Genomic DNA, 26,988 nt, shown 5'->3' on the forward strand with positions numbered 1-26,988 from the left:
TAAAAGGTGATATAATATGTCCATTCATTTTATTCTAAAGTGGAGTTTAATCGTGGGATTATGCACTGCCCTTTTGTACGGGTTACATCTCGGACTGTTTTATTTCAATCAGGAAAAGTCTCTGTTCCTACAGCCTCAACTTACAGAAGAAAGTGCTCATGCAGTAACAGTCGAAAATGATAACGTTCAAGAGATAACGATAGAAGTTGAAGATGAAGTTAATTTACGAGGCTGGCTCGTTGATAACAGAAAAGATAATATTTCTCCTTCGCCACTACTGATTTACTTTGGTGGGAATGGTGAAGAGCTCTCAAGAATCATCACTCAATTTGAAGCTCTTGATAATTGGTCTGTCTTATTAATGAACTATCGAGGTTACGGTTTAAGCGATGGAACGCCAAGTGAAGAAAATTTATTCCATGATGCCACTAAAATACATGACGTTATAACAAATCAGGAAAGCATTGATGAAAATACAGTTGTTGCAATGGGGCGAAGTATGGGAACGGCTCCTGCTACACACTTATCTAAAAAACGAGACATGTCAGGTACTATTCTTGTTTCTCCTTATGACAGTCGAACAGAGCTGTCAAAACATCGTCATCCTTTCTTACCTATTGACTGGCTGATTCGTCATCCTTTTGAGCTTAGTGATAAAGCACCTAACATTGATTCTGCTTTATTAGCCTTTATTGCGTCAGAAGATCGTGTTATTCCACCTGATCATTCAGAAGTGACAATACAATCATGGGCTGGGAAAACAGAAGAAGTCTGGCTCGATGGGGTTGGTCATAATAATTTGCAATCAGATGCTAAATATTTGGAGAATATAAATCAGTTTTTAGCACGAAAAATAGAATAAATTTGAATAACTTAAAAATCCCCCTCCTGTAATAGCAGACGGGGGATTTTTTGATTTATTGCGCATTTTTTCTCATCGATTTTGGGATATATACACAGTATGGCTCACTTTCTAAATAGTCACCTGTCATCGCATACGCTCTAGAACGCGACCCGCCACAGACATGTTTAAATTCACAAACACCACATTTCCCTTTGTATAAGTCTGGGTTACGTAAAGATTTAAAGATTTCTGATTCCCGATAAATATTTGCTAGCGGCGTCTCTCTCACATTGCCAGCTTTAATCGGCAACAGTCCACTTGGGAAGACATCTCCTGTGTGAGAAATAAACACAAAACCATTCCCGTCATTCACCCCTTTAGGAGCTCTGCCAAGGCCATCTATTTGGCCAGTTGAACCACTTTTTAACGCATCCTCGTACCGAATATCTGATCCTTCACTGGCACTGATTTTTTCACGCATCTTGTTTTGAATAACAACTCTACGATGATGTTGCGCTGCTGTTGTTTTGATATCAAACGGTACGCGCTTTGACAAATCATAAAGCCATTGAAATACCTTTTCATGCTCTACAGGTGAAATCATATCTTCTTGTTGCCCTCTGCCTGTTGGAACGAGAAAAAACACACTCCATAACACACAATCTAATTTTTCTATCATCTCAGCCATTTTCTCTAAATAATCGTAATTATATTTAGATATAACTGTATTTATCTGTAATGGCATATTCAAATCGTGTAAGTAATTGATCGCATTCATCGTTAAATCAAATGATCCTCTAGTTCCTCTAAAGTGATCATGAATTTCTGCATTGTGCCCGTCTAAACTAAATGCCCACCTCGATAAACCAACTTCCTTTGCCTTTTCCATTGCTTTTTTTGTGACATTCGGTGTTGCTGAAGGCGTCATGGAAACTCGTACACCTTTATCAATGGCATACTTAGCTATATCAAATACATCTTCACGCATCAAAGGATCTCCACCTGTGAAAACAAGCATAGGATTATTCATCGAATGGATCTCATCAATCAATTTTTTACCCTCATCAAAAGAAAGCTCTAATGGATGTCGATGGTATTGAGCTTCTGCTCGACAGTGTAAGCACTTTAATTCGCAAGCTCTCGTTAATTCCCAAATAACAATGAATGGATTTTCTTTATAATCTCGAGGAAACATATTAAACCCTCCCAGTATTGTCTTACTCATAATATGAGCTTAACTCATGAGAGCTCATCACTGATGTGATAAAGGTCACAAAATCAACAAGAAAACGTTCTTGTTCACATTATCTAGAAGAAGTTAAGGGGTCTCTACCATCTTACATTTGACCAATGATAACAAGAAGAAATACAAATACCAACAATCCTATAGAAACAATCCATGAGACAGCATGATCTTTAACTGACGACGTAGTAGCATCGCTGTCTTTATGATCGTCAGCATAGTTAGATTCCTCTTGAACATCTGATTCCCCACTTATGAAGGCTTTTTCCTTTCTACCTATTTGAAAGTTCGCTTTCTTGTTCAGCCTATTCAATTGTTCTATAATTTCAGCTAATGCTAAGAAAAAAATCCCTATTGCAAATCCAGAAAACCAGTATGCTATAATAACCCCCCAACCAAAAGATATACCTTCGCCAAAATCATCTGTTTGAACAATAAATCCGCTTATAACAGTAACGATAAAAATTATGAAAGCAACAACCAAAAGAAGCCTCGACACAATATTTTTATATTTCAACCTATTTCCTCCTTAAAAAAATTAAGTAACAGGAATACATTCGACAAAAAAAGGTATTTCCCTTTCTTTTATTGAAAATAAAAACAACATTAACGATATAAATTATTAGAAAATCTTGGTTTGTCGCCAAGTCCTTCATGGCGAAAGCCTTAGTTTATCTTATACTGTAATCCTTTAGCGACGTTAATCATTTCTAAAATTAAAATGAAAGACTCCCATTAGTTGTTCGTGGGGGTCTTTCACCTTGTGTTTTTTTCATAAGTTATCTACTTTTAGACTTCGTGGTTTAATAAGACATAATCTGGGGAGGCGGAGGAATATAAAATGTATATTTGTCTTCAACATTGCTTTCCATGGCTGATCGTGTCTCTGGACCAACAATTCCATCGATCGCTAATTGGTTATCTTTCTGAAATTCTTTAACAGACTCTTCTGTTCCTGATCTGAAACTTCCTTTTGTATCATCAGAACGATAACCTAATGTGACTAACTGTTCTTGGATTTCTTCAACTTTCTCCCCTATATTGCCGTAACTAAGGTTTCCACTTCCACCTATAGGTAATGCTTCTTCGTCTGCACCTGTCACAGTATACCCATGCTCATCAGCTATCGTATCAAATGAACTTTCTGAAGAAACAATTAACACAGGTGCAGAAACCTCAATTCTCTCAAACAACCATTGCACTTGCTCATTATGCATACGAACACATCCGGCACTTGCATAAGTTCCGATTGAATGAGGGTTACTGTTGCCATGAATTGCATAGGTATTTCCCTGTGTCCCGTATGGATTGATACCTAGCCATCGATCACCTAGAGGATTGCTAGGATCCCCTCCAGGAATCTCTTCTTTGTAATATGGACGATTTTTAATCTTATTAACAATCTGAAATTCCCCTTCTGGCGTTAAACTTTGACTTCTCCCAGTAGCTACATTAAAAAGTGCAATTGCTTTGTCATTTTCATAAAAGATTAGGTTATTGGTCGATTTGTTAATAATGACAAGTTGATTCCCTGATGCAGATACATGAGGCATTAGCCATACCCAAAACAACAGCCCAATTAACAAGCTCATAAAGCCCTTTTTCAACAAAATACATACCTTCTTTCTCCTAGTATATTAAACTATATGAAGAAGGGCTTAATCAGTTTCCATGGTACAACTAAATAATTTATTGCTGACAAAGAAAAAAAAGCCCCGATATCATCGGAGCTTTGCCTTTACAATCACTTATTTTTCTACATTAGTTGCTTGTGGACCACGTTGTCCCTCTTCAATGTCAAATGTAACCCTTTGACCTTCATCAAGGGATTTAAAACCTTCTCCTTGAATGGCTGAAAAATGAACGAATACATCGTCTTGACCCTCTACTTCAATGAAACCGAAACCTTTTTCTGCGTTGAACCACTTAACCGTTCCTTCTGGCATTAATCGTTCCTCCTAAATTTAAATATTTCTCTAATAAGTATAAACTGATTCGTGTAATATATTCAGAAAAACAAAAAAAGATTCCCTAAAAGGGAATCTTTTTATTATTACTTCGTTACGTTAGCAGCTTGTGGGCCGCGTTGTCCTTCTTCGATGTCGAAGTTTACTGCTTGGCCTTCTTCAAGTGTTTTGAATCCTTCACCTTGAATAGCGGAGAAGTGAACAAAAACGTCGTCTTGCCCTTCTACTTCGATGAAACCAAAACCTTTTTCTGCGTTAAACCATTTTACTGTACCTTGAGTCATTAAAAATTCCTCCTGTGCGGGGGTTACCCACATAATATTACTATTTGAGCTCTTCATTTATTCGTTCAAGATGAAAATCACTTACAATAAGCTTTTCTCTTTCAGTCATATCCGAACGTCAATAAGTTAACCTTAGTATAGCATAGAATCAAAAAAAAGAAAACTATATATCTAAATTTTTTTAAATAATTGTTTCATTAGCTCAGATTAATTAAAATATGGCGTTTAAAAAGGACAATCATCTACCAAGATCATATGGAAACGACTTAACCTGATTATACGGTTAATTTCAACCTATATGAACACGTTAATCATTCGACCTCTCTTCCATTAACTCCAAGAAAAGATTAGCATAGTAAGGATCGAACTGAGCACCTCGCCCATCACGGATAATCTTTAAAGCTTTATCAAATGACATACCCTTTACATAAGGGCGATCAGATGTCATCGCGTCAAAAGCGTCCGCTACTCCTAAAATACGTCCGAATAGTGGGATTTCATTTCCTTTTAACCCTTCTGGATAACCACCACCATCATAACGTTCATGATGATATTTCACACCTGGAAGAATAGGTTTTAATTCATCGGGTAATTCAACTTGGTTAAGAATATGAGCTCCGATAACCGGATGTTGTTTTATTTGATCAAATTCATCATCATTTAGCCGACTTTCCTTCAACAACACATCATCTCGGATACCAATTTTTCCTATATCATGTAATAATGCAGACTTTTTTAATAAATCAACTTGTCGCTCTGAAAATTGAGCTTTCTTTGCTATTTTCACCACATAATCCGCAACTCGGGAAGAATGGCCCGCAGTATAGGGATCACGAGCATCTAGCGTTGCTGCAAAAACAGAAAAGAAGCTAATTATTAATTGCTCATTTCGAAGATCTCTGTCTTGGATTCCCCTAACCATCGAGTTAAATCCAGTAACTAGATGAGCAAATTCATCTGAATATGTACTATCCATAATTTCAAAATCACCAACTGCAACACGATCAAAACGATGTTTTAGAGCCTGAATCGGTTCTTCTATATTTTTAAAAAGTAGAATAGCCGTCGTTATCGACATAGCAAAGATAACAAGAATAATTAGTGAGGCCCAACTCCAATAATTTTCACCCCCCTGATTTTCAATCGATCGGATTTGTGAAGCAAGAATAAACAAGGTTACAGGGAAAATTGCAGTAAACAACGAACTAATTAATAGTTTCACTTTCAAACTTAGCCCTTCATTACCTTCTAAAGTCAAAAAAATATTTTTCTCTTTCTTAGCCCGTTGCACAATGATGCGGGAAATTCTCAGACTTGATTGGTATGTAAGAAAAAATTCAATTAAGGCATGCATGATTGCAATAAGAATTGCTCCAACCCAAGCTAGCCCAATATAATAATAGTCCAAATCAATGAGCCCTTGAAAAATTAAAATAAATGTCAACAGCGAAGCAGGAATCGATAAACCGAATAAATGCGGCCCTAAAATTCTTTGAACCGTTAGTAAAGGGAATCGATGCGCAGTGCCTAATGCCTCTTTAAAATAATCATCAGTTGGATTATTTGCTTCAAAGAAATATTTTAGAGGTCTAATATGCTTTTTAAACAATGTTATTTCTAACAGAACCATAATCAAAATGGAAATTAACATAACCAGAAGTAAATAAATAATTTCTGTTAATGGTAAATCCAATGTATGAAAAATAAACACACTACCTACACCAAACACTGCAATCAGTGATCCAATAAAGTAATTTAATAATAATTGCTTTTGAAATTTTCTAAAATCTTCCAATCAACACACTCCTAACTTAATTCCCACTATTATTTAATAGTTAGTACTTATCTCGACCAAAAGGGGAATAATTGTCGTAAGGATTATTATACATCATCCGAAATTTTCATACATAGTTTAATGATGTAGATTATAGATATTCATCCATAGTAAGCTTACTAACGATTGGTTGTTTTAATCCTTTAGCAAAGTTAAACATTCTTAAAGTACAAAAAAAGTAATGGGGATATCCCATTAACTTTTTATTTTTGAGATCCGATATTCTATTTTGAACAATTCGATGTTTTCTTAGTAAATTTCATTATAGACTGCATCTGTTAATTCGTTAGGTTGACCATCAAAAACAAGCTCCCCTTTTTTAAGTCCAAGAATTCGACTCGAAAATTTCTTTGCCAAATCCACATCATGAACGTTAATTACAGTCGTTAAGCCTCTCTCTTCATGGAGAGTTGTTAACAATTTAAAAATATTTTTCGATGTGTTCGGATCTAGACTTGCTACTGGTTCATCACCTAACAGAATAAATGGTTCCTGCATCATCGCACGAGCAATTCCAACACGCTGTTTTTGCCCGCCACTTAGATGTTCTACTCTTCTCTCCGCGTAATTTAATAACCCTACTTCCTTTAAATAATATTCTGCTAATGAAAGTTCTTGTTTAGAAAATAATCCGAAAAAGTTTTGATACGCAGGTTTTTGTCCAAATCGACCTGTTAAAACATTTTGCTTCACTGATAATCGTGGTATTAAATTAAAATGTTGAAAAATCATCCCTACGCCTGTACGTAATTTTCTTGTCTCTTTTTCAGATAGCTGTCGCACATTTGCTCCTTTAACGTGAATCGATCCCTCCGTAACAGGTTGCAAACCGTTTAATGTTCTAATAAATGTTGATTTTCCTGCACCGCTTCGTCCAAGTATGCAGACAAACTCACCTTGCTTGATATTAAAAGAAAGCTGAGAAAGAGCCTTCTCTGTTTCATTTGGATAAGTAACTGATACATTTTGAATCGAGAGCATCCCCCTCACTCCTCTCCTTTAAATCACTCGTTTACGAACATATCCACCCATTAAATCAACGATAATGACCATTCCCATAATAAGAATAATCGCAGTCGCCATGGATTCATAGGCAAGACTGTTGTAGTAATTCATTAAGCTTTGACCTAAACCACCGCCACCGATCATCCCAAGGACAAGCGACGTTCGAATGGCAACTTCAAAACGATAAAAGTAGTGAGATAAAATATTCGGCCAGATTTGCGGAATGATCGCAAAAATTTGTCCGATTCTTCTCGATGCTCCGACGGATTTCATCGCTTCATGAGGCCCCGAATCTGATGCCTCAACAAGTTCAGAAATTAATTTTCCCAGCACTCCAACATTATGCAAAAAGATAGCCAATAACGCTGCAAAAGGTCCTAACCCTAATGAAACGACAAAAATAAGACCAAAAACAATTTCCGGTATTGAGCGAACAAGACTAAGAAAAGATCGAATAATGTAGTAGCTAAACTTAGAAGCTGACGTGTTTTCAGCGGCAAAAAAACTAACTGGTAAAGCAATAACAATTGCTCCCATTGTACCTAAGAATGCAACCCCTAACGTTACAAGTGATTGCTTAAGTAGATAAGGTAATAGTTCCCATCGCAGTGGCCAAAAATTGCGTTGCATGAAATCCCACGTATTTTCTAACTGAAACAATCCAACAAATGAAAATTCAGCTTGCCATGCACTAAACCAGATCCCCACAGCAATAAGTAACCCATAAACAATCAGTCGTTTACGAAACCAAATCATGCAACGTATCCACCTTATTCATTATCTTCTTCAGGGTCTAATAATCCCATCACTCTAGCCGCTTCTAAAATACCATCATATTCATCATGACTCGCCTCTACAAAAGCATCTGCTCCACCAAAAATAGATAGAATCTCTTCATCTTCAATAGCTAAAAAAGCTTCTTGTATTAGGTCTTTTCTGGCTTGATCAGTATCATGGGGGACAGCCCAAGGGTATTGATACAATTGTTGAGACTCCCAAATAATTTTAAAATCATCCTCATCAATCGTCTCATCGTTTATTAAAGCCTGGAAGATTGCACTGTCAATCGCCCCAGCATCTACGTTTCCATTTGCTACAACATTGGCAGTAATATCATGAGAACCAGTAAATCGAACACTTTCAAACTCATAAGAACCTTCATTTTCGTATACTCCCCGCTCAGTTAATTCATATCCAGGGATTGTAAAACCTGACGTTGATGATTGACTTCCAAAAGCAAAATCAATTTCTTCAACATCAGCTAACAACTCATCCAACGACTCCCAAGGTGCATCTGGTTGTGTAACGATATATGAGTAATAATATGGTTCCCCATCAATTAATTGCGTAACTACTGCCTCTGCACCACTCTGTTCATATGCCATCAAATACGTAACTGGCCCAAAATAAGCTAAGTCTACGTGACCATAATTTATTGCTTCGACAACAGGATTGTAATTTGGATAATGCGTAACTTCTACAGGCATATCCATATACTCACTTAAATGACTTTCGAGACGAGACAACCCTTCTTCCATCTCACCTATCGATTGTGACGGAATTACGGCAACTTCAAATAAGTCATCTTCACTGCTTCCATTTGATTCATTTTCTTCCCCACAAGCACTTAACAGTAACCCACTAATTAAAAGTACTGATACTAAGAAACTACCTTTATTCACTTTTCCAACAACCCTTCTATTAAAAACTAATTATAAGTTCACTTAAACTATCGTTATAACTTAATATTATCGTAAGTATAATATTTTTTAATAATTATGTCGCACTTGGGGATTCTCCCCACCTAGAATTAACGTTCCTAGCTGAAAAGAAGGCTTTTCTTTTTATTTCCCCCTCGTATTTTTAAAGATATGTTATGAACATCATTTATTATTTTGCTTAGCCATTTCTTCACTTACGACAAAGGCAAGGTCATCATTACCAAAAAGGGATAACACACCTAGAAGTGTATCATTTGGAACATCCCCAGCTTCATCTTTAGAAACGGTTAAATCGATTGCTTGTTTAAGCGATTGGTTCCCAGCTTGATTTGGATATGCTTTCAAATACATTTCTTCTGGATCTAATTCATGATTCACACACCACTGTGCAAATATTAGAATCATCATTTGCTCATCTTTTTGATAGCTCTTAATCATTTGTTCTTCCATCTCTTGTTTTGAATCCATGATGTAGATACCCCTCTCAATCATTTTACAGATATAAGTATAACGAATGCATTGCTTAAATCATAGTAAAGATCATTTAGGGTAACTTAGTTTAGAGTTAAAATTGTCTATTTTTTGTAACAAATTCAGCTTATAATGAATGGCTAAACACCTACAATAAAAGGTATATAAGCCTTTAAGCAAAATATAAACAGATTGGAGATTTATGTGAATAGAAAAAAATATCCCTCATCAAATCATCATCCTCATGATTTACAAATGAGACATTTAGATTATGACAAGAATCCTTTTATTGTAATTTGGGAAGTGACTAGAGCATGTGAGTTACGTTGTGTCCATTGTCGAGCAGATGCTCAAATGGAACCTCACCCACACGAACTAACCAACAAAGAAGGTATAAAACTGATTGATGATATTTTCGAAATGAACAATCCTATGCTCGTATTTACAGGCGGAGACTGTATGATGCGAGATGACTTGTTTGAATTAGCAGATTACGCGATAAAAAAAGGGATGCGAGTCTCTATCACTCCTAGCGCAACAAAAAATGTAACGAAAGAGCGAATGTTAGAGGCGAAGAAAGTAGGTTTATCACGGTGGGGATTTAGTTTGGACGGGCCAACTCCAGAAATCCATGACCATTTTAGAGGTACACCTGGTTCCTTTAATTTAACATTGGATAAAATAAAGTATTTAATCGAGTTGGCTATGCCACTACAAATTAATACGGTTATTTCAAAATATAATTATGATGCGTTAGAACAAATGGCTGCATTAGTCGAAGAATTAGAGGTAGCCATGTGGTACATCTTTTTTCTCGTTCCAACTGGTCGTGGTCAATTGGATGCTTGTTTAACTCCAATAGAACATGAAAAAGTATTTCTCTGGTTGTATGAATTAAATAAAACATCACCTTTCGATATAAAAACGACCGCTGCTCAACACCATCGACGTGTCGTCATCCAACAGAAAACAAAAGAGAAGATGGTGAAAAAAGGGATAATTAACTATGAAGATGCGATTTCCGATACAGCTTCCCAATTTGATGGTTTAAAACGGGCTCCAAAAGGAGTAAATGATGGAAACGGATTTATTTTTGTTTCTCACATTGGAGATGTAATGCCTAGTGGTCTCTTGCCAATAACCGTTGGCAATGTGAAAAAGAAAGCACTCAAAATGATTTATCGAGAATCTCCAATTCTTAAAGAATTAAGAAATCCTGACTTATACAAAGGAAAATGTGGCGTATGTGAGTATCGCTACGTCTGTGGCGGTTCTAGATCGAGATCATATGCAGTTACCGGTAATTATATGGCGAGTGAACCGTTTTGCGTCTATATTCCAAAAGCAATTCGACATAACAAATCTGAAGAATAGCACCTTAGAAATAGCAAAATATATGAGAAGTAGCCAAAATTAAACACGCTCCCACTAGGAGGTTGGGAGCGCCTGTTTCTATTTTTATTCGGGAAAATTTATGCAATTTGTTTATTCGACGGGGTAAATTTATCTTTGAAAATCACAGTCCGGATATATGGAATCACCCATCTGTCTCCACCAAATTTACCTGAGTTGTAACCAGCTACTAAAATAAAGACTGTTAATAAAATCATCCAAGGATTTGAAGATATCGTTCCAGCAAACATAAAAGCAAAGTTCATTGTAAGTCCAAAGAATGCTGCGGCAGTTGTTAATATCCCTACAATTAAACCTAGTCCAACGAGTACTTCCCCCCAAGCGACCATAATACTAAACAAACCAGCGTTTGGTAAGGCAAAATTTTCAATAAATGCGTGATATGTTGGATACTGTTCAATTACGGCTTCGTTATTGACCACTCCATTTAAATACCCGCTAGCATCGAAACCTTCTCCTGTAACTTTCCCCCACCCAGAAGTAAGCCACTGCCATCCAATGTACACTCGTAAAATCGTTAAAATACCAGCTGCAATCTTATTGTTTCTTATGAAATCCATAAACATGATCCATTCCTCCTCAGAAATGATAAGTTTTATTATAAAGGAAGCTTCGTAACCACAAATATCGAAGAGATGAGTGCTAATTAAAGTTATTATGTGGGTGGTCACTAACTATCTTTCTATATCCTTAGTATAATATGGAATTTGGATTCGTGAGTGGGTGACCTGTGAACAGTTGGTTGCAAATTGATGACCAATATGTGAACAAGAATAAAAAAGCATGCGAACCTTTCACATGCTTTTTGTTCGTTGATTTGTTATTTTTTCTAACCAATTTGAGAAATCATCAAGACTTTGCTTTAAAAAAGTGATAGTAGATTTGTCATAAAGTATTCCATCAGAATTTAGCTTTTCATGTACTTGACCGATTAATATTTCTGGTTGCGGAGGTACGTATGCATTACATGCAGCAAGGGTCTGGCGCAATTGCATTTGTGAAAATCCACCTCCGATTACGCTTGGTGAGGCTCCTATTAGCAAAACTGGCTTTTCAGTAAGAACATTTTCATTTGTCATACTACCTGCCCAATCTAGAGCGTTTTTCAAAACACCAGGAATTCCGTGTGAATATTCTGGGGATACGATCACAATCCCATCTGCATTTTTAATAGCTTGTTTAAATAATGCAACAGGTTGAGGGTCTCCCCCTACTTCTTGATCTGCGTTAAAAAGAGGAATATCTTTAATTGAATATGAAGTCACCTCTAGGTTTTCATGGCTCATATCAGTGAGTGATTGTAGCACACCTTTGTTATATGACTTCTCTCGTAAACTTCCAGCAATTCCAAGGATTTCTTTTTTCATATTATCCCACCTCGTTGTTACGTATTTCCCCCTATTCAGTTTTTAGAAAACATCTATCAGAAGGTTATCATCTGAATAGATCTTCAGACCAGTTATGTTCAATAATGCAAAAATAAATTTAAAAGACCAGATAAAGACAGCCTGAATGATCTAGGCTGTCTTTATTATCATTAAGTGATATATAAAAGAATAATCTAAATAGATTGATCAAACATTTCGCCTTTTCCAGTAAGTTCCTTCTCCTGTGTTTTTCCTGCTGATAGCAGACTCTGTTTTGACTTATTTCTATCAAAATAATTAGCCTGTTTCGTTCGTTCTTTCAAGGCATCAAAGAACTCCATTCTCTCAGCCGGAGATGGCCCTGGTATCATTGGCTTTCGTTCAATTTGCCGTTGTCCATAAATCGTCGTTTGCGCATCTGTCACTGGTGGAATGTATCCCATTTTGATCACCTCTTTAATTTACCTATACCCTTAATACCGAATTCAAAACCACCTTACCTTGAGGCTTAGATATTTAGTATGTTTTTGTAATTCTGCGAGCTCTGCCACAAGAACAACCTCCTCTTTTCCTTGGTGTTTGATTAAAGATTGGTCTAGATGAGTACATTTTCTTTCTATTACTATAGTTTGTAACACTTCTCTGATTCTGGTTAGAAGATCTATTCATAATTGATCACTCCTCTTTTCATTCCATATCCATATTAGATTATGAACAACGGACAAAAAAGTGCAGCGATATGATTATTTTTGATCTTTCTTTTTTGAATTACTTTTTTTTGATGTCTGAAAGGTCTGAAAAAATTGCTCATAGCTATTTTTTTTATCCCCATACTCTTCTGTTTGCGTAGATTCTAATTTTTCATTTATTACGTCTGATTTTATTTTAGTACTCAATTCAGGTTCTTCTTCTCTGTTTGCTTCATCTCCACTATTTTGAGAATCTTCTTTTGGAATATTTTTTTCTTTAAGGAAGTTTATTTCGTCAATTAAATCCCTTTTTTCTTGAGCCCATTGTTTTTTTTCATTAGCTAGTTCATTTTTAATTTTCTCAACTTCTCGCAACGTTCTTTCTAAATGTTCATTCCTCTCTTCTAATTTATTAAATCCCAGCTTGATTTTTTCATGTTTTTGATATATTTCTTTATAATTTTTCTCAAACTTATTCTTTTTCCCCCTCATTTCTTCGTACTTTTCAAGAATTTCATTAATTTTTTTCACATCATATTGCGTTTCCAATCTTTTAACTTGACCCATGTATTTCTTTGCTTCCGCTTTGTAATGAAGCATTTTCTGTTGTAGTTGGACATCTGTCAACCTTTGCGCGTGTTTTTGGGTCTCCATTTCTACTCAACACCTCCTACATATAGATGTTCTTTTTACATCTATATGTAAGCAAAAAGGAATCTTGCTTATTTTATGAGAACTGGTAATAAACGAAAGTATACTTTACCTAAGCTAAGCCATAACTCACAAGAATTTCAATACAATTTCTTCCAGCACAACCGCTACTGCGGCAATTGCAAATAAATAAATAACATAGATAGTAACCTGCGGTAATACAAGAAAACCAACTAAAATAAATCCTGAAATCCAAACAGATAGACACCAATGACAATTAAATATTTCACCAATAAATTTCTGCAATCCTCGTCCTTTAGCGACATATATCCATTCGTCTGATCCTTCTTCGTTAATAATCTTTTCCTCTTTTAAAAATAAAAATCTTAGCGGTTCTGTAATTTTGTCATACAAAAATAAATGAGTTAAGCGAAAAACGGCTAGGCCAATTAAAATAAACTCAAACCAAGTAAATATCATGAATTTCCTCCCATTAAAAAGCTAAATATTTCTTAATAAAATAATATTCACGAAAGGATTAATATTGCATTAGAATAATCATAGTTTAAATGAAAGGTATATCTTTCTCTGAGCTTTAAACGAAGATAAATACACATTTATTTTAAGACATTAAAGAATTTTTCTATCTAAATTAGTCATTCGCCCCACACAGATTATGTGTACCTACATACGATGAAGTAGTTACGATTACACTTCATATATCACGAAAGGATGAAAATAATGAGTAAATTAGAACGACTATGTATAAAAGTTCCAAAGGTTTATGATTGGATTACACATCAAGCTGAGAAGGAATTTCAATTTAATGTCGGTGATATCGATTTTTTCACAGAAGAAGAACCCGAGGACCAAACGACAGATAATTTAGTCGAAGATGTTTGTGATTACTTTTTACCTAATGGTGCTAAAGTAAGTTGTATTCTACTTGAACCAGAACCCCCGGTGAACGGTGATAACAACGATGAGTTATGTCAAGAAGTTGGCGACCGTAAAAATGTCTATGTCGAAGAGTACGATACAGTTTTACAGTTAGTCAAGATTCAAAAGCAGGGCCAATTTCAAATTGTGTTAGAGGCTAAAAACTATAATAATTTCAATAATGGTATTCCACCGCTTTTCTCAGAACCAATTAATTTCTTTAAAATTGAAAAGTTCTTGCTATGTGCACCAGAAGGCACAGAAGTCATTTGTCATATTTACGACTTCGATTGCGAAGGATCCTTTATCTGCAATGGCGATGGAACAGAATGGACAATTGATCTTGTCTTACTGATTTGTCAATCTATTCAAGTCGAAACAGAAGTAAAACTCGATGTAGAAGGAAGAATATGTAAACCGAGACCGGAAATCATCATCCCAATTCCAGGTAGAGAATGTCCGGATTTCGAATTCCCTGATCAGTGCCCAGAAATTTTCCCGCGGCCACATAAAAAGAATTTACTCGATGGTTCGGTCAAGGGATAATTTTTCGAAACAAACCCGAATAAAAACTGTTTAAACGAGACAACATTCATATCGACTATTCCAAAAGAGAGAGATATATCTCTCTTTTTTAGTGAATTCATTTAATATTTTAGAATAAACATCTAATTAGGTGATAAAAAAGGGAGGGAATAAATGATGAATGATCGTAGTGTTGAAGAAGTGAGAAAAAAACAGTTTTCCATCCAATTACAACAGAAGATAATTCATTACAAATCTGAGTTATCAAAATATAAAAGATTAAATGAAGTTTATAAGAAAAAAATTGAGTTCTACGAAAACACCGATCCTTCAGAAAAAGAAACTGTAAAAACTGATTATTCCACTAAGAGTGAACCACTTACATCTTTAACAGCTTACTTTAACTATTCTGTCTTTCTTCCAGAAGTGGAAGAAGCGGATCAAGAGACACTTATCGTTGGGAACTTTCACATAATAAATACTGGTCATGTCGAACTAACTGAACCCTTTATTGGATTAAGAATTACTCCAGCAAATCGTGCGACCATTAGCGGAAAAATATCGTTACAAGAAACACCCGATACTGACACTGCCTTACACACATCTAATGAAGAATGGCACTATATGCATTCAAACTGGAAAGAAAAAATAAGAAAACAAGGAGAATATTGGTTAAGTCCTGTGCATTGTCAAAAGCTTAATCCAGGAGAAACCTTGTCTTTTACAAACTTTGACCTTAGGCTAAAAAAACGTAAATTAGACGAAAATGTTAAAATAGAAGGTGTTTGTTTTTCGTCTGAACTAACGGAAGGAATAGCTGCTATAAATCACATTTCATTTTATTAAAAGAGTTTCCTATAATGAATTGACATAAACTCTCGACAAGCATGGAACGGATTGACCTTGATAGGAAGATCCGTTTTTTTACTTCAAAGGAATATCTACATTCGTGGATCACTTAGCTCGTACTGTAGCTATATTTTTATAATCATCTGTATGAATAAGGTCTCGACATCCTTTAATTAATAATTGATTTCTTTCTGTGTGAGTTGCTACATTTGCTCTCCTTACACAAACAAAATTGCTTTTACTAGTGGAATATATCTTATAGCCCTTTCTCACACACCTCCATAAAAAAGAGCCGTCTTCCCCTTTATTTATAGAAGGGAAAGGTACTAATTGAATAATTTTTTTCCTAAAGATTAACGTCGCTCCCCTAACATTGTTTACGCTTTGGTTCTCGAAAAAAGGACGATGCACCCCTAAAAGTTGCTTAGATTCAAAAAATGTATAAACTGTCCGCTTTCCAACAATATCAGCATTTGACTTCTCAAATCCGCCCAAAGCCTCTTCTAAATAATACTTAGCATAAAAATCATCGTCATCAAATTTTGCAATATAATCAAATTGCGTTCTTTTTACACCTTCATTTAGACAAGCCCCAAGTGATGTTGATTCTGGCAGTTTCATGACAGAGATGTTGGAATATTCATCTGCTTTTTTCTTCCAGATATCAACGTCCATCTTGTCATTATTCAAAACAATGATAAGTTCTTTACTCTCAACCGTTTGCCTTAAAAAGTTTTCAAATATATTATTTTGAAAATGTTCCCTATTCGTACAAGTGATAACTGATACATCCATATGGCAGATCCTTTCTATTCCTTCGGCTTAATATAATCTATGAAATGGCGTGCAACATGGAAGTATGTATGACCAACAAATTTTCTTAACTCAATTGCTGTCCCAAAAAATAAAAAAAAGTACCTAAAGTAGTCAACAGACCCTCTAGATACCTTTTAATTAGTTTATTTTATATTGATTGTTACTTCAGCCCCACCGCATGATAACCGCCGTCAACATGAATCATTTCACCTGTGATTCCTTTGGATAAGTCACACATCAAAAACAGTGCAGTATCTCCTACCTCTTCTTGTGTCACAGCCCGTTTTAATGGTGCATGTTCTTCCATCTTCTTTTGCACTTCATTAAAGCTGCCAATTCCTTTTGCTGACAACGTACGAATTGGCCCGGCAGAAATTGAATTTACACGAATGCTTTCTTTTCCTAAATCATTCGCCAAATACTTCACACTTGCATCAAGGCTTGCCTTCGCTACTCCCATCACGTTATAATTCGTAACGATGCGCTCACCGCCAAGATACGTTAATGTAACAATACTTCCTCCATCTGTCATAAGTGGACGTGCAGCTTTAGCGACAGCTGTTAAAGAGTATGCACTAATGTTTTGTGCAAGAAGGAACCCTTCTCTTGTTGTGTTCAAGTATTCGCCATCCAACTCATCACGATTTGCAAATGCAATACAGTGAGCAATACCGTGGATTACTCCAACTTTTTCTTTAATTTGCTTAAATGCTTTATCGATTTCCTCATCATTTGATACATCACAGGGTAAGACTATGTGCTTATCAGAATCCAATGTTTCCACTAGATCAGTAACACTTTTTTCTAAACGATCAACTGCATATGTAAAAATTAGATTTGCTCCCGCATCCGCTAAAGACCTAGCAATTCCCCAGGCAATACTTCTTTTATTCGCAACACCCATAATCACATAGGTTCGTTTGCTTAAATCAATTTCCATGACAGACTCCTCCTCATAACTTATACTACTTGGAATTAGTACTTGGTCCTAAGTTTACCCTAGCAATCTAAAAACGTCAATATGTAAGGGAAGAAAGCCAGTTTTCTTCCCTCGTCATTTTCCCAAAATCTGAACTTGATGTAGATGGCCATGTAGAAAGTATTTGATGATTTATCATCCAAAGGTCTTAAGTGGTGGTTAAACCCTCTAATCTTGCTTATACATCAAACAAATTCCGAAGTTGAATGATGTGCTTTTGACTTCCGGTCACAACAATTCGGTCATCCTTTTTTAATACGGTATCTCCGTGAGGCACGATTGATTCATTCCCTCTAAAAATACGAACAAATACTGTATCGCCTAGGAAAGGCATTTCTCTTAATTTCATTCCAACGATGCTTTGATTTTGAAGATCCACTTCATGGAGGCCACCATCTGTTTTATTAAATAGATCAACGACGTGTGGCGATTCTATCATCATCTTCAAGACGAGTTGCGTTGAGAAAAACACTGAGAAAACGTCAATATTCAAGCTGAATAATTCTTCTTTATATTCAGGTATATCCACTCTAGCAATAACTTTTGGCACATTTCGTTCTTTCGCGTATTTAGCTATTTGATAATTCAACTCTTCATTTCCCGTCGCAACAACAACAATCTCTCCCTTGAAAACGCGATGTTTCTCCAACGTTTCTAAAGTGAAGTCATTCATTTCTTCGATAGCAAATTCTGTGTTTCCACTTATCACCTCTACTTTATCTTGTCTTCGATGAAAAACGTGCGTTTCAAATCTTGAAAGATCAAGATTAAGAGTCAAAGGCATTGTTAATTGATTAGCTCCCACAAACATAACTTTTTGAGCATTATCAGTTTTTTGTTTAGGGAATACCTTTTTGAAAACAATAGGTGTAATAATACATGAGATAACAGCAACTAATATGAGTGCTGAAGACAATAATTCATCCAGTACACCAATTCTTTCACCTATCGATGCCGCAGCGATAACTAAACTCAATGTAGACGTTAATAGAAAAGCTGATCCCATAACTGTATTAAACGAGTACCACTTCAATAATAATAGTGCTGGAATGAATTTAGAAATAAATAATCCAACTAGTAAGATTGGAATTAAAATTAATACTTCGGTATTTTCGAATAAGCCCCAAACGTTTAAATCTACTCCAACCATAACAAAGAAGATAGGGATAACAAAGCCGTATCCAAACGAATCCAGTTTTTTTATCATATCTAGGTTCGGAGATAACAATGATACTAGAACCCCAGCTAAAAAAGCACCTAAAATATTTTCTGCTCCTACAGTTTCTGATAATCCAACAAGTAAAATAATTAGTGCGAAAATCGCTCTTGTATCTATTTGAACAGTCCCTTTTGTCATCGTTTCAAAAAATGATTGATGACGATATTTCTTTGCCGCCCAATAAATAATGATTCCTGCTGCAAACAACAGAAGTAGTAACCACATATTTTCTCCACTATCCCCATAAATTGACACGAAGACGGCAAGTAAAATCATCGTCACTAAATCTGCAATAACCGCGACAAGTAATATTGTCTGTCCTATTGGCTTATTCATTATATTAGCTTCTTTTAATGTCGGGACAACGACACCTAAAGAAATTGTTGATATAATCAACGTCATTAAAAAAGCATTATCCATAAACCCTGCGAACACAAGCAATACCGACAAGCCATAAGAAATAATGAAAATACCGACAAAAACCAGCAATGCTACCAGAAATGGATTTCCTTCTTTTAAAGTTGTTTTTTTCTTCTTATTCATAAAAGCAGTAAAATCTATTTCTAATCCGCTTAAAAACATCAAAAATATAAATCCTAATAATGATAAAGTCTCCAACCAAATATCAGGTGTCACAAGATCAAAACCACTTCTACCAATGATAATTCCAGCAATGATCTCTGCTACAACAACTGGAATGACATTCAACCTTAATTTATGTAACAATACAGGTATAATAAATGCGATTGAGACAACGATGACCAATGAGGTAACTGACGCATGTTCCTCCATTCTATAACCCCTTCCCTTTTACATATACTTGTTTTTCCATCACTAATTACAAGGAAAGAATTTAAACCTAAAGTGACAAACCTTAATTATGATAGTAAATGAGCATCTGTTTGTCAATAATTTATCAGGAGGATTAAAATGGAAAAATATGATGTAATCGGTGACATTCATGGTTGTTACGAAGAAATGAATGATTTATTAAATGAGTTAGGTTATATACAAGACGGTACTCAACTTTCTCACCCTGATGACAGGATCGCTGTTTTTCTTGGTGACTTGACAGATCGTGGCCCTTTTTCAGTTAAAGTCGCTCGTGATGTCTCTCGATGGGTCAAGCAAAATAATGCTTTGTATTGCCCCGGAAATCATTGTGATAAGTTATACCGCTATCTTATTGGGCGAAATGTGATGATAAAGAATGGTTTGGAAACGACTGTGGAAGAATTGAAGCACTTATCTTCTAATGAATTTAAGCGAGTATCAGATTCATTTATTGAGCTGTATGAACAGGCTCCCCTTTATCTACAACTTGACGAAGATCGCCTTGTTGTCACGCATGCAGGAATTCGCCCAGATATGATCGGTAAAGTAAGTAGGCAAGTAAAGACCTTTGTTCTTTATGGAGATATCACGGGAGAAACGCATGAAGATGGACGACCAGTTCGTAAAGATTGGGCTTCAAATTATTCTTTCGATTCCTTTATTACTTATGGGCACACCCCTGTCAAGAAACCTAGACTAATCGGTGAGACGATAAATATTGATACCGGATGCATCTTCGGAGGACGACTGACAGCATTTCGTTGGCCAGATAAAACCTTATTCTCTGTTCCCTCTAAACAACCCTATATCAAAGAAAAGTTCCAGTCATTTGATTGACTGGAACTTCTATGTAGAGAGGTTATGAAATTCTTTTGGAATACTAGCGGTTAGTTTCATCTTTTCTTTAGTTATCGGATGATGGAAAGCAAGCTGATAAGAGTGAAGTGCTTGCCTAGTCATATGTAACATTTCTCCACCGTATAACGTATCCCCTACAAGTGGATGTCCGATAGAAGCCAAATGAACCCTTATTTGATGCGTTCTTCCTGTCTCCAGTACCAAGCGCACTTCTGAAAAAAATCGTTGATAATTGACCCGCTCAAAATGAGTAGTTGCGTTCTGACCATCACAACTGACTTGTCTTTCAATAATGCTTGATGGCTTTCTAGCTATCGGAGCGTGAATCGATCCAAATTTGTAAGAAACGTGTCCAATCACTAATGCTTCATATGTTCGTTCGAGCAATCCGTTTGTCTGCAGTTTCCCACATAAATCATGTATATATCTATGTTTCGCAACTAACATGAGACCAGAAGTATCTCGATCTAATCGATTAACGGCGTGAAAAGTTCCCGGCCATCCAATAGATCTGTAATAATGTAAAACGGCTCCAGCAATCGAAACTTCTTCATGATTCTTCGTAGGGATCGTCACGATTGAAGCTGGTTTATTTAAAACTAATAGATGGTCGTCCTCGTATACAATATCTAATGGAAACGAGACCGGTTTAATTTTTTGGCTAACTGCTTCGTTAGGAAAGATTACTTTAACTCTATCCCCTTGTTTTAAGACAGTTCTAACAGACTGTTCTTTTTCGTTTACAAGGAGGTTCCCGCCTTTAAATTTTACATCCGCTAAGGATTTACGAGATATACTTTGAATATTTCTTAAATATTGTTTCAACAAAATTCCTTCATTTGCACGAGTCACAATCCACGACAATATTATTTTTCTGGTAGTCATTCAGCTACGAACGATTCCTTTACTCGCTTCCAAAATGGGAAAGGTCTAAATCTTGAAAATCGAATCTTCTCTTCAGCTACGCGACATTGGATCGATTTTACCTGTTTTTGTACTAAATTGAGATGATCAACTGTCACTTGAAAATCAACGTCACTTTTTGGTTTTAACATACACGTATGGTGTTGAGGCAGCACCAAAGGTGACCCGACCGTTCGGTACACCCGGTTATTAATAGAAGCCATCTCCGCCAATTGGAACGATAATAACGATGGATGTAAAATTGCCCCACCCAACGCTTTATTATAAGCAGTACTGCCTGAAGGAGTTGATAAGCATAACCCATCACCTCGAAACGTTTCAAATAGTTCTCCTTTTATTTCAATATCCATTACTAAGGAACCTTCCATACTCTTCACTGAGCATTCATTTAATGCCAAATATCGTTCTGTTTGGTCATCATGGTGCCGAATCATTACCTCTAGAAGAGGATATTCGACTATTTTAAATGGGGTTTTCGCGATATGTATGACTAATTTTTCTACCTCATCTGGTTTCCAATCAGCGTAAAATCCTAGATGACCAGTATGCACGCCAACAAATGACGTTTCCTGCAGACGATGAGTATATTTATGAAAGGCTTCCAACAATGTCCCATCTCCACCAACTGATATAACGATTTCAGGTTCACTTTCATCAAATATTAAATCAAACTCTTGAAGAGATGATTTGATTTTATTAGCTAGCATATTTGAATTATCGTCACCGCGTGATAGAATATTGTATTTCATCGTCTTCGTCCTCCTTTCAATTTCTCTCCCTCAATGACTCTCGTTTCGTCGAAATGATTTTCTGAGCTTCTTGAACTTCTCCACGAATTTGAGACATTTCTTCATCTAATTGAAATGCGGCTTCTGCTGCTCTTTGCAATCTCTCCTCTATCTTTTGCGGGATTTGGCCAGAATACTTATATTGAAGTGAATGTTCAATCGTTGCCCAAAAATTCATCGCCAAAGTACGAATCTGAAGTTCAACTAAAATAGGTTTTTCCCCATTTATCGTTTGAACAGGATAGCGTAGAATCATATGGTAAGAACGATAGCCACTTCTTTTCTTATGCTTAATATAATCTCTTTCTTCTTCTATTTCAAAGTCTGTTCGAGCTTGAATTATCTCAGCAACAGTATCTATATCACCTACAAATTGGCACATCACTCTAACTCCTGCTAGATCCTGCATTTCATCCTCTAATTTATTTAGTGGAATGCTTTTTCGTTTGGCTTTCTCCAATACACTGGAAACTGGTTTCACCCTACCGGTGACAAATTCAATAGGCGTGTGTTTGGATGTAAGTTGATATTGATCACGAATTCCTTTAAGCTTGATTTTCAATTCTTCTACTGCTTGCTTATAAGGTGCAAGCATGACATCCCAATCCATCATTCTGCCTCACCACCAATGTTATAATCGTTGCCATATGTATTATTTTGATCCTTTTGAATGCTAACGACCTTAACAAAAAATTTTCTCAACCTCTTCAACGAACAAAGTACCATAATTTTGATTTCCCTTAATATTTTCTATAAGAAGTGTCATTTCTTCCCACAGTTGGAGCAACTCTATTGCTGAACTAGGTTGTCCGTTTAATAAAAGAAGCGGTTTTTTATTAGTTGACATGCCTGCTGCTAACGCAGACCATTTATCATGTGAAATACGAATATGGTTGTATCCCTTACTATTCTCTAACATATAAACAAACGCTTTTCCGTCTGAGTCGACTAATATTCTCCCAACCGGCTCAAGCGTATCCCACTCATTAATGGAAATGTCATCTTCAACAATAAAACAGATCTGATTGCTTTTCTCCTCAATACTCTTTACATGAAATGTGTGCATGCATTACCCTCCTTAGAACCATTAGTTTTATTTTACCATAATCAATCTTTTAAGCGTAAGTAAAAACGAAGAGTTACAAGTTAATCCTAGAAAAATAGCTCATTGTAAAACGGTTAGAGTTATGGAATAATAAAGTCAACTTTATTATCAATTTTTGTCCACAACTGAAATAAACTATAAACTTCCAATATGTAGGTGAAAATAGTGAGCCAAGAAATCGAAATAGAATTTAAAAATTTAATAAATAATCAACAATATCAGACACTTCTCAACGTTTATTCTTCATTGAAGGGACCGACTTTTGAACAAGTGAACCATTATTTTGACACAGAATCATTTTTAATAAAAGCTTCACGATCCGCCCTACGTGTCCGATATAAAGGTAACTACTATGTATTAACCTTAAAACAGCCACATCCTGAAGGTTTATTAGAAACCCATCAACCAATCAATGACGTAGAATTTGCAACACTAAAAGAGCACGGTACCATCCCTAATGGTGAAATCTCCACCCAATTAAGCGAATTATTAGGTGAATCGGTTCCTAAATTAGCTTATCTAGGACATCTAACAACGACTAGAACAGAAATTCAATTAGATGAAGGATTACTGGTTCTGGATAAAAGTTCTTATTTCGATCAAGTTGACTACGAAATTGAATTTGAATGTGAAGAAGCTTCAAGTGGAAGGCGCGCTTTTAACAAATTGATCGACTCTTGGGGGCTCACTTGGAAAGAGCCAGAGAATAAAATCCAGCGCTTTTATCATGCTAAATTAAAATCAGATAACCGGTAGATCTTATTTAAGCAACCTTAAATAATCGTTTTTCGAGGGAGAAATTATATGAATACAAACTTTATCAATGACAACTATCAATGGCAAATCTTAAAATCGTGGGGAGATCGTCAATCTAGTCGACTTGATAACTCAGCGCGACCGATGGAAACGAAATTTAACCAACTATTACAAGATCAATTGGGAATGGCTCAGCAAAGACTGACAACACTCAATTTAAATCGACCAACTTCTGAACCTAGCTTGACTTTATCGTCAATGTCTCAGCCTAACACTCTTACTAGTCAATCATCTAATGATAGTCAATATTTAACTATGATTAAAGAGGCGGCAAATAAGCATGGAGTTGATGAACAATTAATCTATTCCATTATAAAACACGAATCTAATTTTAAGCACGATGCAAAAAGCCATGCTGGTGCTCAAGGACTCATGCAACTTATGCCAAATACTGCAAAAGGTCTTGGGGTTAAAAACAGCTATGATCCTGCTGAAAATATTGACGGAGGAACTCGCTATATTAAAGCAATGCTCGATAAATATAACGGGAACGTCTCTCTAGCTCTAGCTGCATATAACGCCGGTCCTGGAAACGTCGATAAACATGGTGGAATTCCTCCTTTTCAAGAAACTCAGGCTTACGTCCCGCGAGTTCTAAATACTTATAATGAAGTATCTAAACAAACCTTAGCCTGAAATCGAATACACTAAGCGCATTCTATTGTCGGAAATATTCCGCACAGTAGATGCGCTTTTTTTCTGATTTTTCGTATTATATCTAAAGAAGGAATAATTTTTTCTACCCTGATCGGCTTCAATTCCTACAAAATCACTATAGTTTTACCAGCTAATGTATTTCCAGACATTGATAATACACATTTGTTGCTACATAACCAGTGCCTTGCTACAATAACGTTACAAACAAATAATAAAAGTCTATTATTCACTTCTTTTTATTACTACATTTAACTATTTATATGACGAATATAAAAACTAGACGATTTAAATAAAACTATTTATTAACTAGAACAAAGGAGATCGACATGACTGAGCAAAATAAACTAACCGCCTACGACAATCTAGGAGATGAAAAATTATACGAGCTCGTTGATAGATTTTATGAGTTAGTGCCTATGCACCCCGACTTAGTAGAAATCTTCCCTGATGATTTAACTGAAACCGCTCGTAAACAAAAGCAATTTCTCACTCAATTTTTTGGCGGACCTTCGTTATATACACAAGAACACGGTCATCCGATGCTTCGTGCTAGACATATGCCTTTTTCGATCACTCCTAAACGGGGAGAAGCTTGGTTATCTTGTATGGCACAAGCGTTAGTAGATACTAGAATTGAAGAGCCGCTAAGAACTGCCCTATTCGAGCGGTTATCTTATACAGCACGTCACATGATTAACAGTGAGGACAAAGACTTATCCTCAAACAATGCTCAAAAGGGGGATGACTCATGACGGCTAAAGACGGCACATTTGTCTGCTACGACGATTTAGGAATCTGTTGTCCAGCAGAACCAGAATCTTTTTATATTACAAGTCAAGAAAAAAAACCTGTAGAAATCTATGTTTTTATCGATCCGTTATGCCCCGAATGTTGGTCTTTAGAGCCAATAATTAAAAAATTATTAATGGAGTATTCTAACTATTTTACAATTACTACTTTTATAGGCAATGAAATTCGTACCTTAAATTCAATTCGTGGAAAAAAACATAAATCACTTGTTCAAGAAATGGCGCAGTCATACAATGAAACGGCATGTCGAACTGGAATGCCTTGTGATGGGGATGTTTGGCTTGAGAATATTATGACTACACCATATTCAGCGATCCTTGCCATAAAAGCCGCTGAGCTTCAGGGGAAAGCCATTGGATCCAAATATTTACGGAGGGTGAGAGAAGCTCTATTCTTGCATAAACTAAATATCGCTAAGGAAGAAGTTCTTATGTCTTGTGCTAGGAAAGTTAGTGGAATGGATGTTCAAGAGTTTTCTAAAGATCTTCATTCAGAAGTCGCAACGAAATCATTGCAGGATGACGCAAAAACTACATCAGAAATGGATGTGGAGAGCCTCCCAACTCTTGTTTTTTTCAATGATGATGTTAACGAACCAGGTCTTAAAGTTCAAGGCTTATATAGTTACGATGTCTATGTTGATATTATTACAGAAATGATTGGAAAAGCACCTGAAAAGTGTCCTCCTATGTCCATTGAACAGTTTATTAGATTTTATTCTCTTGTTGCAGAAAAAGAAATTTCTGTTGTATTTGATAAAAGCATGAAAGATGTCCACAGAGATATGAAAAAATTACAGATTAAACAGATCGTAGAAGAAATACAAACGAAACAAGGATCTTTATGGAGATTTATCGGTTAAGTTTTTATTTATTACTAATATATATCTTAGTTAATTACAATTATTTGATGTATATCAAAAAGCACTGAATTCATGATCCCCCCCAATGTTAGAGTTTTATATTAAGCAGCTGATTGGTTGGTGTGGTTTCGGTATTGAAAAACCGAACTCATGCCTGCCAATTTTTGCTTTATGCGTTTATTATTATAATAGTCGATATACTCTTCAATCTTTTTTTTTAAGTCTTCAAATGAACAACGTGCCTGACCATAATACATTTCTTGTTTTAATAAACCAAAAAAGTTCTCTATAGGCGAATTATCAATACAGTTACCTTTCCGTGACATTTGATTTTATTAAATAATAATAAATAAAAATCCAACAAAAAATAGACCAGTGCATTCACCAGTTTATTTTGTTATTAATTAAGATATTAATTACTCTATTTAGACTTCTAGGTAAAATATAAGTATGAACTTTTAAGAGCCGCTACTCCGTCAAGTCGTAATAGTGGTTACCAAAAAATCCTCTTCTGCTTT

Annotated in this window: 31 protein-coding genes and 1 pseudogene; 9 read left to right on the forward strand and 23 right to left on the reverse strand. The window is 35.8% G+C overall.

Annotated features, from left to right (window positions below; all coding sequences use genetic code 11):
- Positions 1 to 73 precede the first annotated feature (73 nt).
- Complete coding sequence (locus tag ACM26V_RS09680; protein WP_416151213.1) at positions 74 to 862, forward strand: alpha/beta hydrolase; 789 nt, start codon at positions 74 to 76, stop codon at positions 860 to 862.
- A gap of 55 nt (positions 863 to 917) precedes the next feature.
- On the opposite strand, the gene ACM26V_RS09685 is transcribed toward ACM26V_RS09680, so the two are convergent.
- From ACM26V_RS09685 to ACM26V_RS09730, 10 genes are all read right to left on the reverse strand, one after another.
- Entirely contained in the window at positions 918 to 2,039 is a 1,122-nt protein-coding gene (locus tag ACM26V_RS09685; protein WP_416151214.1) for a TIGR04053 family radical SAM/SPASM domain-containing protein, read from the reverse strand.
- Between the two features lie 142 nt (positions 2,040 to 2,181).
- A complete protein-coding gene (locus tag ACM26V_RS09690) occupies positions 2,182 to 2,604 on the reverse strand; it encodes a hypothetical protein (protein WP_416151215.1) in 423 nt (140 codons plus the stop codon).
- A 286-nt stretch (positions 2,605 to 2,890) separates the two neighbouring features.
- Positions 2,891 to 3,697, reverse strand: coding sequence for a L,D-transpeptidase family protein (locus ACM26V_RS09695; RefSeq protein WP_416151216.1), 807 nt, complete (start codon positions 3,695 to 3,697; stop codon positions 2,891 to 2,893).
- 138 nt (positions 3,698 to 3,835) lie between these two features.
- Entirely contained in the window at positions 3,836 to 4,033 is a 198-nt protein-coding gene (locus tag ACM26V_RS09700; RefSeq protein ID WP_416151217.1) for a cold-shock protein, read from the reverse strand.
- Between the two features lie 107 nt (positions 4,034 to 4,140).
- The gene (locus tag ACM26V_RS09705; protein WP_416151218.1) at positions 4,141 to 4,338 is read right to left on the reverse strand and encodes a cold-shock protein; all 198 of its coding nucleotides are present in this window, start codon (positions 4,336 to 4,338) and stop codon (positions 4,141 to 4,143) included.
- 307 nt (positions 4,339 to 4,645) lie between these two features.
- The gene (locus ACM26V_RS09710) at positions 4,646 to 6,133 is read right to left on the reverse strand and encodes an HD domain-containing phosphohydrolase (RefSeq protein WP_416151219.1); all 1,488 of its coding nucleotides are present in this window, start codon (positions 6,131 to 6,133) and stop codon (positions 4,646 to 4,648) included.
- A 288-nt stretch (positions 6,134 to 6,421) separates the two neighbouring features.
- Complete coding sequence (phnC, locus tag ACM26V_RS09715) at positions 6,422 to 7,153, reverse strand: phosphonate ABC transporter ATP-binding protein (RefSeq protein WP_416151220.1); 732 nt, start codon at positions 7,151 to 7,153, stop codon at positions 6,422 to 6,424.
- 18 nt (positions 7,154 to 7,171) lie between these two features.
- Positions 7,172 to 7,933: a phosphonate ABC transporter, permease protein PhnE gene (phnE, locus tag ACM26V_RS09720; protein WP_416151221.1), complete on the reverse strand. Its 762-nt coding sequence runs from the start codon at positions 7,931 to 7,933 to the stop codon at positions 7,172 to 7,174.
- 14 nt (positions 7,934 to 7,947) lie between these two features.
- Positions 7,948 to 8,859, reverse strand: a complete 912-nt coding sequence (phnD, locus tag ACM26V_RS09725) for a phosphate/phosphite/phosphonate ABC transporter substrate-binding protein (RefSeq protein WP_416151222.1) — start codon at positions 8,857 to 8,859, stop codon at positions 7,948 to 7,950.
- 201 nt (positions 8,860 to 9,060) lie between these two features.
- Positions 9,061 to 9,366 carry a hypothetical protein gene (locus tag ACM26V_RS09730; protein ID WP_416151223.1) on the reverse strand — a complete coding sequence of 102 codons (306 nt, stop codon included), beginning with the start codon at positions 9,364 to 9,366 and terminating at the stop codon, positions 9,061 to 9,063.
- A 258-nt stretch (positions 9,367 to 9,624) separates the two neighbouring features.
- Between ACM26V_RS09730 and ACM26V_RS09735 the strand changes: the two genes are divergently transcribed.
- Positions 9,625 to 10,743: a TIGR04053 family radical SAM/SPASM domain-containing protein gene (locus ACM26V_RS09735; protein WP_416151838.1), complete on the forward strand. Its 1,119-nt coding sequence runs from the start codon at positions 9,625 to 9,627 to the stop codon at positions 10,741 to 10,743.
- Between the two features lie 98 nt (positions 10,744 to 10,841).
- Here ACM26V_RS09735 and ACM26V_RS09740 read toward each other — a convergent pair whose 3' ends face one another.
- From ACM26V_RS09740 to ACM26V_RS09760, 5 genes are all read right to left on the reverse strand, one after another.
- Positions 10,842 to 11,348: a DoxX family protein gene (locus ACM26V_RS09740; RefSeq protein WP_416151224.1), complete on the reverse strand. Its 507-nt coding sequence runs from the start codon at positions 11,346 to 11,348 to the stop codon at positions 10,842 to 10,844.
- Positions 11,349 to 11,576: 228 nt separating this feature from the next.
- Positions 11,577 to 12,149, reverse strand: coding sequence for an NADPH-dependent FMN reductase (locus ACM26V_RS09745; protein ID WP_416151225.1), 573 nt, complete (start codon positions 12,147 to 12,149; stop codon positions 11,577 to 11,579).
- A gap of 194 nt (positions 12,150 to 12,343) precedes the next feature.
- Positions 12,344 to 12,592 (reverse strand): hypothetical protein, encoded by a 249-nt coding sequence (locus tag ACM26V_RS09750; protein WP_416151226.1) that lies wholly within the window; start codon positions 12,590 to 12,592, stop codon positions 12,344 to 12,346.
- A gap of 300 nt (positions 12,593 to 12,892) precedes the next feature.
- A complete protein-coding gene (locus tag ACM26V_RS09755; protein WP_416151227.1) occupies positions 12,893 to 13,492 on the reverse strand; it encodes a hypothetical protein in 600 nt (199 codons plus the stop codon).
- Between the two features lie 126 nt (positions 13,493 to 13,618).
- Positions 13,619 to 13,969 carry a DUF1360 domain-containing protein gene (locus ACM26V_RS09760; protein WP_416151228.1) on the reverse strand — a complete coding sequence of 117 codons (351 nt, stop codon included), beginning with the start codon at positions 13,967 to 13,969 and terminating at the stop codon, positions 13,619 to 13,621.
- Positions 13,970 to 14,230: 261 nt separating this feature from the next.
- On the opposite strand from ACM26V_RS09760, the gene ACM26V_RS09765 reads away from it, so the two are divergent.
- Complete coding sequence (locus ACM26V_RS09765; RefSeq protein WP_416151229.1) at positions 14,231 to 14,974, forward strand: hypothetical protein; 744 nt, start codon at positions 14,231 to 14,233, stop codon at positions 14,972 to 14,974.
- A gap of 153 nt (positions 14,975 to 15,127) precedes the next feature.
- Positions 15,128 to 15,799 carry a hypothetical protein gene (locus ACM26V_RS09770; RefSeq protein WP_416151230.1) on the forward strand — a complete coding sequence of 224 codons (672 nt, stop codon included), beginning with the start codon at positions 15,128 to 15,130 and terminating at the stop codon, positions 15,797 to 15,799.
- Positions 15,800 to 15,907: 108 nt separating this feature from the next.
- Here ACM26V_RS09770 and ACM26V_RS09775 read toward each other — a convergent pair whose 3' ends face one another.
- From ACM26V_RS09775 to ACM26V_RS09785, 3 genes are all read right to left on the reverse strand, one after another.
- A complete protein-coding gene (locus tag ACM26V_RS09775; RefSeq protein WP_416151231.1) occupies positions 15,908 to 16,597 on the reverse strand; it encodes a glycosyltransferase in 690 nt (229 codons plus the stop codon).
- Between the two features lie 181 nt (positions 16,598 to 16,778).
- The gene (gene fabI, locus ACM26V_RS09780) at positions 16,779 to 17,558 is read right to left on the reverse strand and encodes an enoyl-ACP reductase FabI (RefSeq protein ID WP_416151232.1); all 780 of its coding nucleotides are present in this window, start codon (positions 17,556 to 17,558) and stop codon (positions 16,779 to 16,781) included.
- A gap of 217 nt (positions 17,559 to 17,775) precedes the next feature.
- Entirely contained in the window at positions 17,776 to 19,608 is a 1,833-nt protein-coding gene (locus tag ACM26V_RS09785) for a monovalent cation:proton antiporter family protein (protein WP_416151233.1), read from the reverse strand.
- A 138-nt stretch (positions 19,609 to 19,746) separates the two neighbouring features.
- On the opposite strand from ACM26V_RS09785, the gene prpE reads away from it, so the two are divergent.
- Complete coding sequence (gene prpE, locus ACM26V_RS09790; RefSeq protein WP_416151234.1) at positions 19,747 to 20,487, forward strand: bis(5'-nucleosyl)-tetraphosphatase PrpE; 741 nt, start codon at positions 19,747 to 19,749, stop codon at positions 20,485 to 20,487.
- Between the two features lie 9 nt (positions 20,488 to 20,496).
- Here prpE and ACM26V_RS09795 read toward each other — a convergent pair whose 3' ends face one another.
- The 4 genes from ACM26V_RS09795 to ACM26V_RS09810 all read right to left on the reverse strand — a co-directional run bounded on the left by ACM26V_RS09795 (position 20,497) and on the right by ACM26V_RS09810 (position 23,286).
- Positions 20,497 to 21,393, reverse strand: a complete 897-nt coding sequence (locus ACM26V_RS09795; RefSeq protein ID WP_416151235.1) for an RluA family pseudouridine synthase — start codon at positions 21,391 to 21,393, stop codon at positions 20,497 to 20,499.
- Positions 21,390 to 22,181: an NAD kinase gene (locus ACM26V_RS09800; RefSeq protein ID WP_416151236.1), complete on the reverse strand. Its 792-nt coding sequence runs from the start codon at positions 22,179 to 22,181 to the stop codon at positions 21,390 to 21,392. Before ACM26V_RS09800 ends, ACM26V_RS09795 begins: the two co-directional genes overlap by 4 nt.
- A gap of 16 nt (positions 22,182 to 22,197) precedes the next feature.
- Positions 22,198 to 22,833 carry a GTP pyrophosphokinase gene (locus ACM26V_RS09805; protein ID WP_416151237.1) on the reverse strand — a complete coding sequence of 212 codons (636 nt, stop codon included), beginning with the start codon at positions 22,831 to 22,833 and terminating at the stop codon, positions 22,198 to 22,200.
- Positions 22,834 to 22,902: 69 nt separating this feature from the next.
- Positions 22,903 to 23,286 carry a hypothetical protein gene (locus ACM26V_RS09810; RefSeq protein ID WP_416151238.1) on the reverse strand — a complete coding sequence of 128 codons (384 nt, stop codon included), beginning with the start codon at positions 23,284 to 23,286 and terminating at the stop codon, positions 22,903 to 22,905.
- A gap of 204 nt (positions 23,287 to 23,490) precedes the next feature.
- On the opposite strand from ACM26V_RS09810, the gene ACM26V_RS09815 reads away from it, so the two are divergent.
- The 4 genes from ACM26V_RS09815 (at position 23,491) to ACM26V_RS09830 (ending at position 26,470) form a co-directional block, all read left to right on the forward strand.
- Complete coding sequence (locus tag ACM26V_RS09815; RefSeq protein WP_416151239.1) at positions 23,491 to 24,081, forward strand: CYTH domain-containing protein; 591 nt, start codon at positions 23,491 to 23,493, stop codon at positions 24,079 to 24,081.
- A 48-nt stretch (positions 24,082 to 24,129) separates the two neighbouring features.
- Positions 24,130 to 24,777, forward strand: a complete 648-nt coding sequence (locus tag ACM26V_RS09820) for a lytic transglycosylase domain-containing protein (protein ID WP_416151240.1) — start codon at positions 24,130 to 24,132, stop codon at positions 24,775 to 24,777.
- 347 nt (positions 24,778 to 25,124) lie between these two features.
- The gene (locus ACM26V_RS09825; protein WP_416151241.1) at positions 25,125 to 25,550 is read left to right on the forward strand and encodes a globin; all 426 of its coding nucleotides are present in this window, start codon (positions 25,125 to 25,127) and stop codon (positions 25,548 to 25,550) included.
- Positions 25,547 to 26,470 carry a ClpXP adapter SpxH family protein gene (locus tag ACM26V_RS09830; RefSeq protein ID WP_416151242.1) on the forward strand — a complete coding sequence of 308 codons (924 nt, stop codon included), beginning with the start codon at positions 25,547 to 25,549 and terminating at the stop codon, positions 26,468 to 26,470. The genes ACM26V_RS09825 and ACM26V_RS09830 overlap by 4 nt, the downstream gene beginning before the upstream one ends.
- A gap of 101 nt (positions 26,471 to 26,571) precedes the next feature.
- On the opposite strand, the pseudogene ACM26V_RS09835 reads toward ACM26V_RS09830, so the two are convergent.
- Positions 26,572 to 26,796, reverse strand: a pseudogene (locus ACM26V_RS09835) (IS3 family transposase); the annotation flags it as partial.
- Between the last annotated feature and the right edge of the window lie 192 nt (positions 26,797 to 26,988).

It is taken from the genome of Salipaludibacillus sp. HK11, from assembly GCF_047795645.1.
GTDB lineage: Bacteria > Bacillota > Bacilli > Bacillales > Salisediminibacteriaceae > Salipaludibacillus.

Coding starts and splice junctions, on each gene's coding strand:
- ACM26V_RS09800 (WP_416151236.1), bottom strand. CDS start 22,181: ATGAAATACAATATTCTATCACGCGGTGACGATAATTCAAATATGCTA.
- ACM26V_RS09760 (WP_416151228.1), bottom strand. CDS start 13,969: ATGATATTTACTTGGTTTGAGTTTATTTTAATTGGCCTAGCCGTTTTT.
- ACM26V_RS09795 (WP_416151235.1), bottom strand. CDS start 21,393: ATGACTACCAGAAAAATAATATTGTCGTGGATTGTGACTCGTGCAAAT.
- ACM26V_RS09745 (WP_416151225.1), bottom strand. CDS start 12,149: ATGAAAAAAGAAATCCTTGGAATTGCTGGAAGTTTACGAGAGAAGTCA.
- ACM26V_RS09785 (WP_416151233.1), bottom strand. CDS start 19,608: ATGGAGGAACATGCGTCAGTTACCTCATTGGTCATCGTTGTCTCAATC.
- ACM26V_RS09770 (WP_416151230.1), top strand. CDS start 15,128: ATGATGAATGATCGTAGTGTTGAAGAAGTGAGAAAAAAACAGTTTTCC.
- ACM26V_RS09830 (WP_416151242.1), top strand. CDS start 25,547: ATGACGGCTAAAGACGGCACATTTGTCTGCTACGACGATTTAGGAATC.
- fabI (WP_416151232.1), bottom strand. CDS start 17,558: ATGGAAATTGATTTAAGCAAACGAACCTATGTGATTATGGGTGTTGCG.
- prpE (WP_416151234.1), top strand. CDS start 19,747: ATGGAAAAATATGATGTAATCGGTGACATTCATGGTTGTTACGAAGAA.
- ACM26V_RS09700 (WP_416151217.1), bottom strand. CDS start 4,033: ATGCCAGAAGGAACGGTTAAGTGGTTCAACGCAGAAAAAGGTTTCGGT.
- ACM26V_RS09740 (WP_416151224.1), bottom strand. CDS start 11,348: ATGTTTATGGATTTCATAAGAAACAATAAGATTGCAGCTGGTATTTTA.
- ACM26V_RS09775 (WP_416151231.1), bottom strand. CDS start 16,597: ATGGATGTATCAGTTATCACTTGTACGAATAGGGAACATTTTCAAAAT.
- phnE (WP_416151221.1), bottom strand. CDS start 7,933: ATGATTTGGTTTCGTAAACGACTGATTGTTTATGGGTTACTTATTGCT.
- ACM26V_RS09810 (WP_416151238.1), bottom strand. CDS start 23,286: ATGCACACATTTCATGTAAAGAGTATTGAGGAGAAAAGCAATCAGATC.
- ACM26V_RS09755 (WP_416151227.1), bottom strand. CDS start 13,492: ATGGAGACCCAAAAACACGCGCAAAGGTTGACAGATGTCCAACTACAA.
- ACM26V_RS09730 (WP_416151223.1), bottom strand. CDS start 9,366: ATGGATTCAAAACAAGAGATGGAAGAACAAATGATTAAGAGCTATCAA.
- ACM26V_RS09765 (WP_416151229.1), top strand. CDS start 14,231: ATGAGTAAATTAGAACGACTATGTATAAAAGTTCCAAAGGTTTATGAT.
- ACM26V_RS09705 (WP_416151218.1), bottom strand. CDS start 4,338: ATGACTCAAGGTACAGTAAAATGGTTTAACGCAGAAAAAGGTTTTGGT.
- ACM26V_RS09685 (WP_416151214.1), bottom strand. CDS start 2,039: ATGTTTCCTCGAGATTATAAAGAAAATCCATTCATTGTTATTTGGGAA.
- ACM26V_RS09750 (WP_416151226.1), bottom strand. CDS start 12,592: ATGGGATACATTCCACCAGTGACAGATGCGCAAACGACGATTTATGGA.
- ACM26V_RS09805 (WP_416151237.1), bottom strand. CDS start 22,833: ATGATGGATTGGGATGTCATGCTTGCACCTTATAAGCAAGCAGTAGAA.
- phnC (WP_416151220.1), bottom strand. CDS start 7,153: ATGCTCTCGATTCAAAATGTATCAGTTACTTATCCAAATGAAACAGAG.
- ACM26V_RS09825 (WP_416151241.1), top strand. CDS start 25,125: ATGACTGAGCAAAATAAACTAACCGCCTACGACAATCTAGGAGATGAA.
- ACM26V_RS09820 (WP_416151240.1), top strand. CDS start 24,130: ATGAATACAAACTTTATCAATGACAACTATCAATGGCAAATCTTAAAA.
- ACM26V_RS09735 (WP_416151838.1), top strand. CDS start 9,625: ATGAGACATTTAGATTATGACAAGAATCCTTTTATTGTAATTTGGGAA.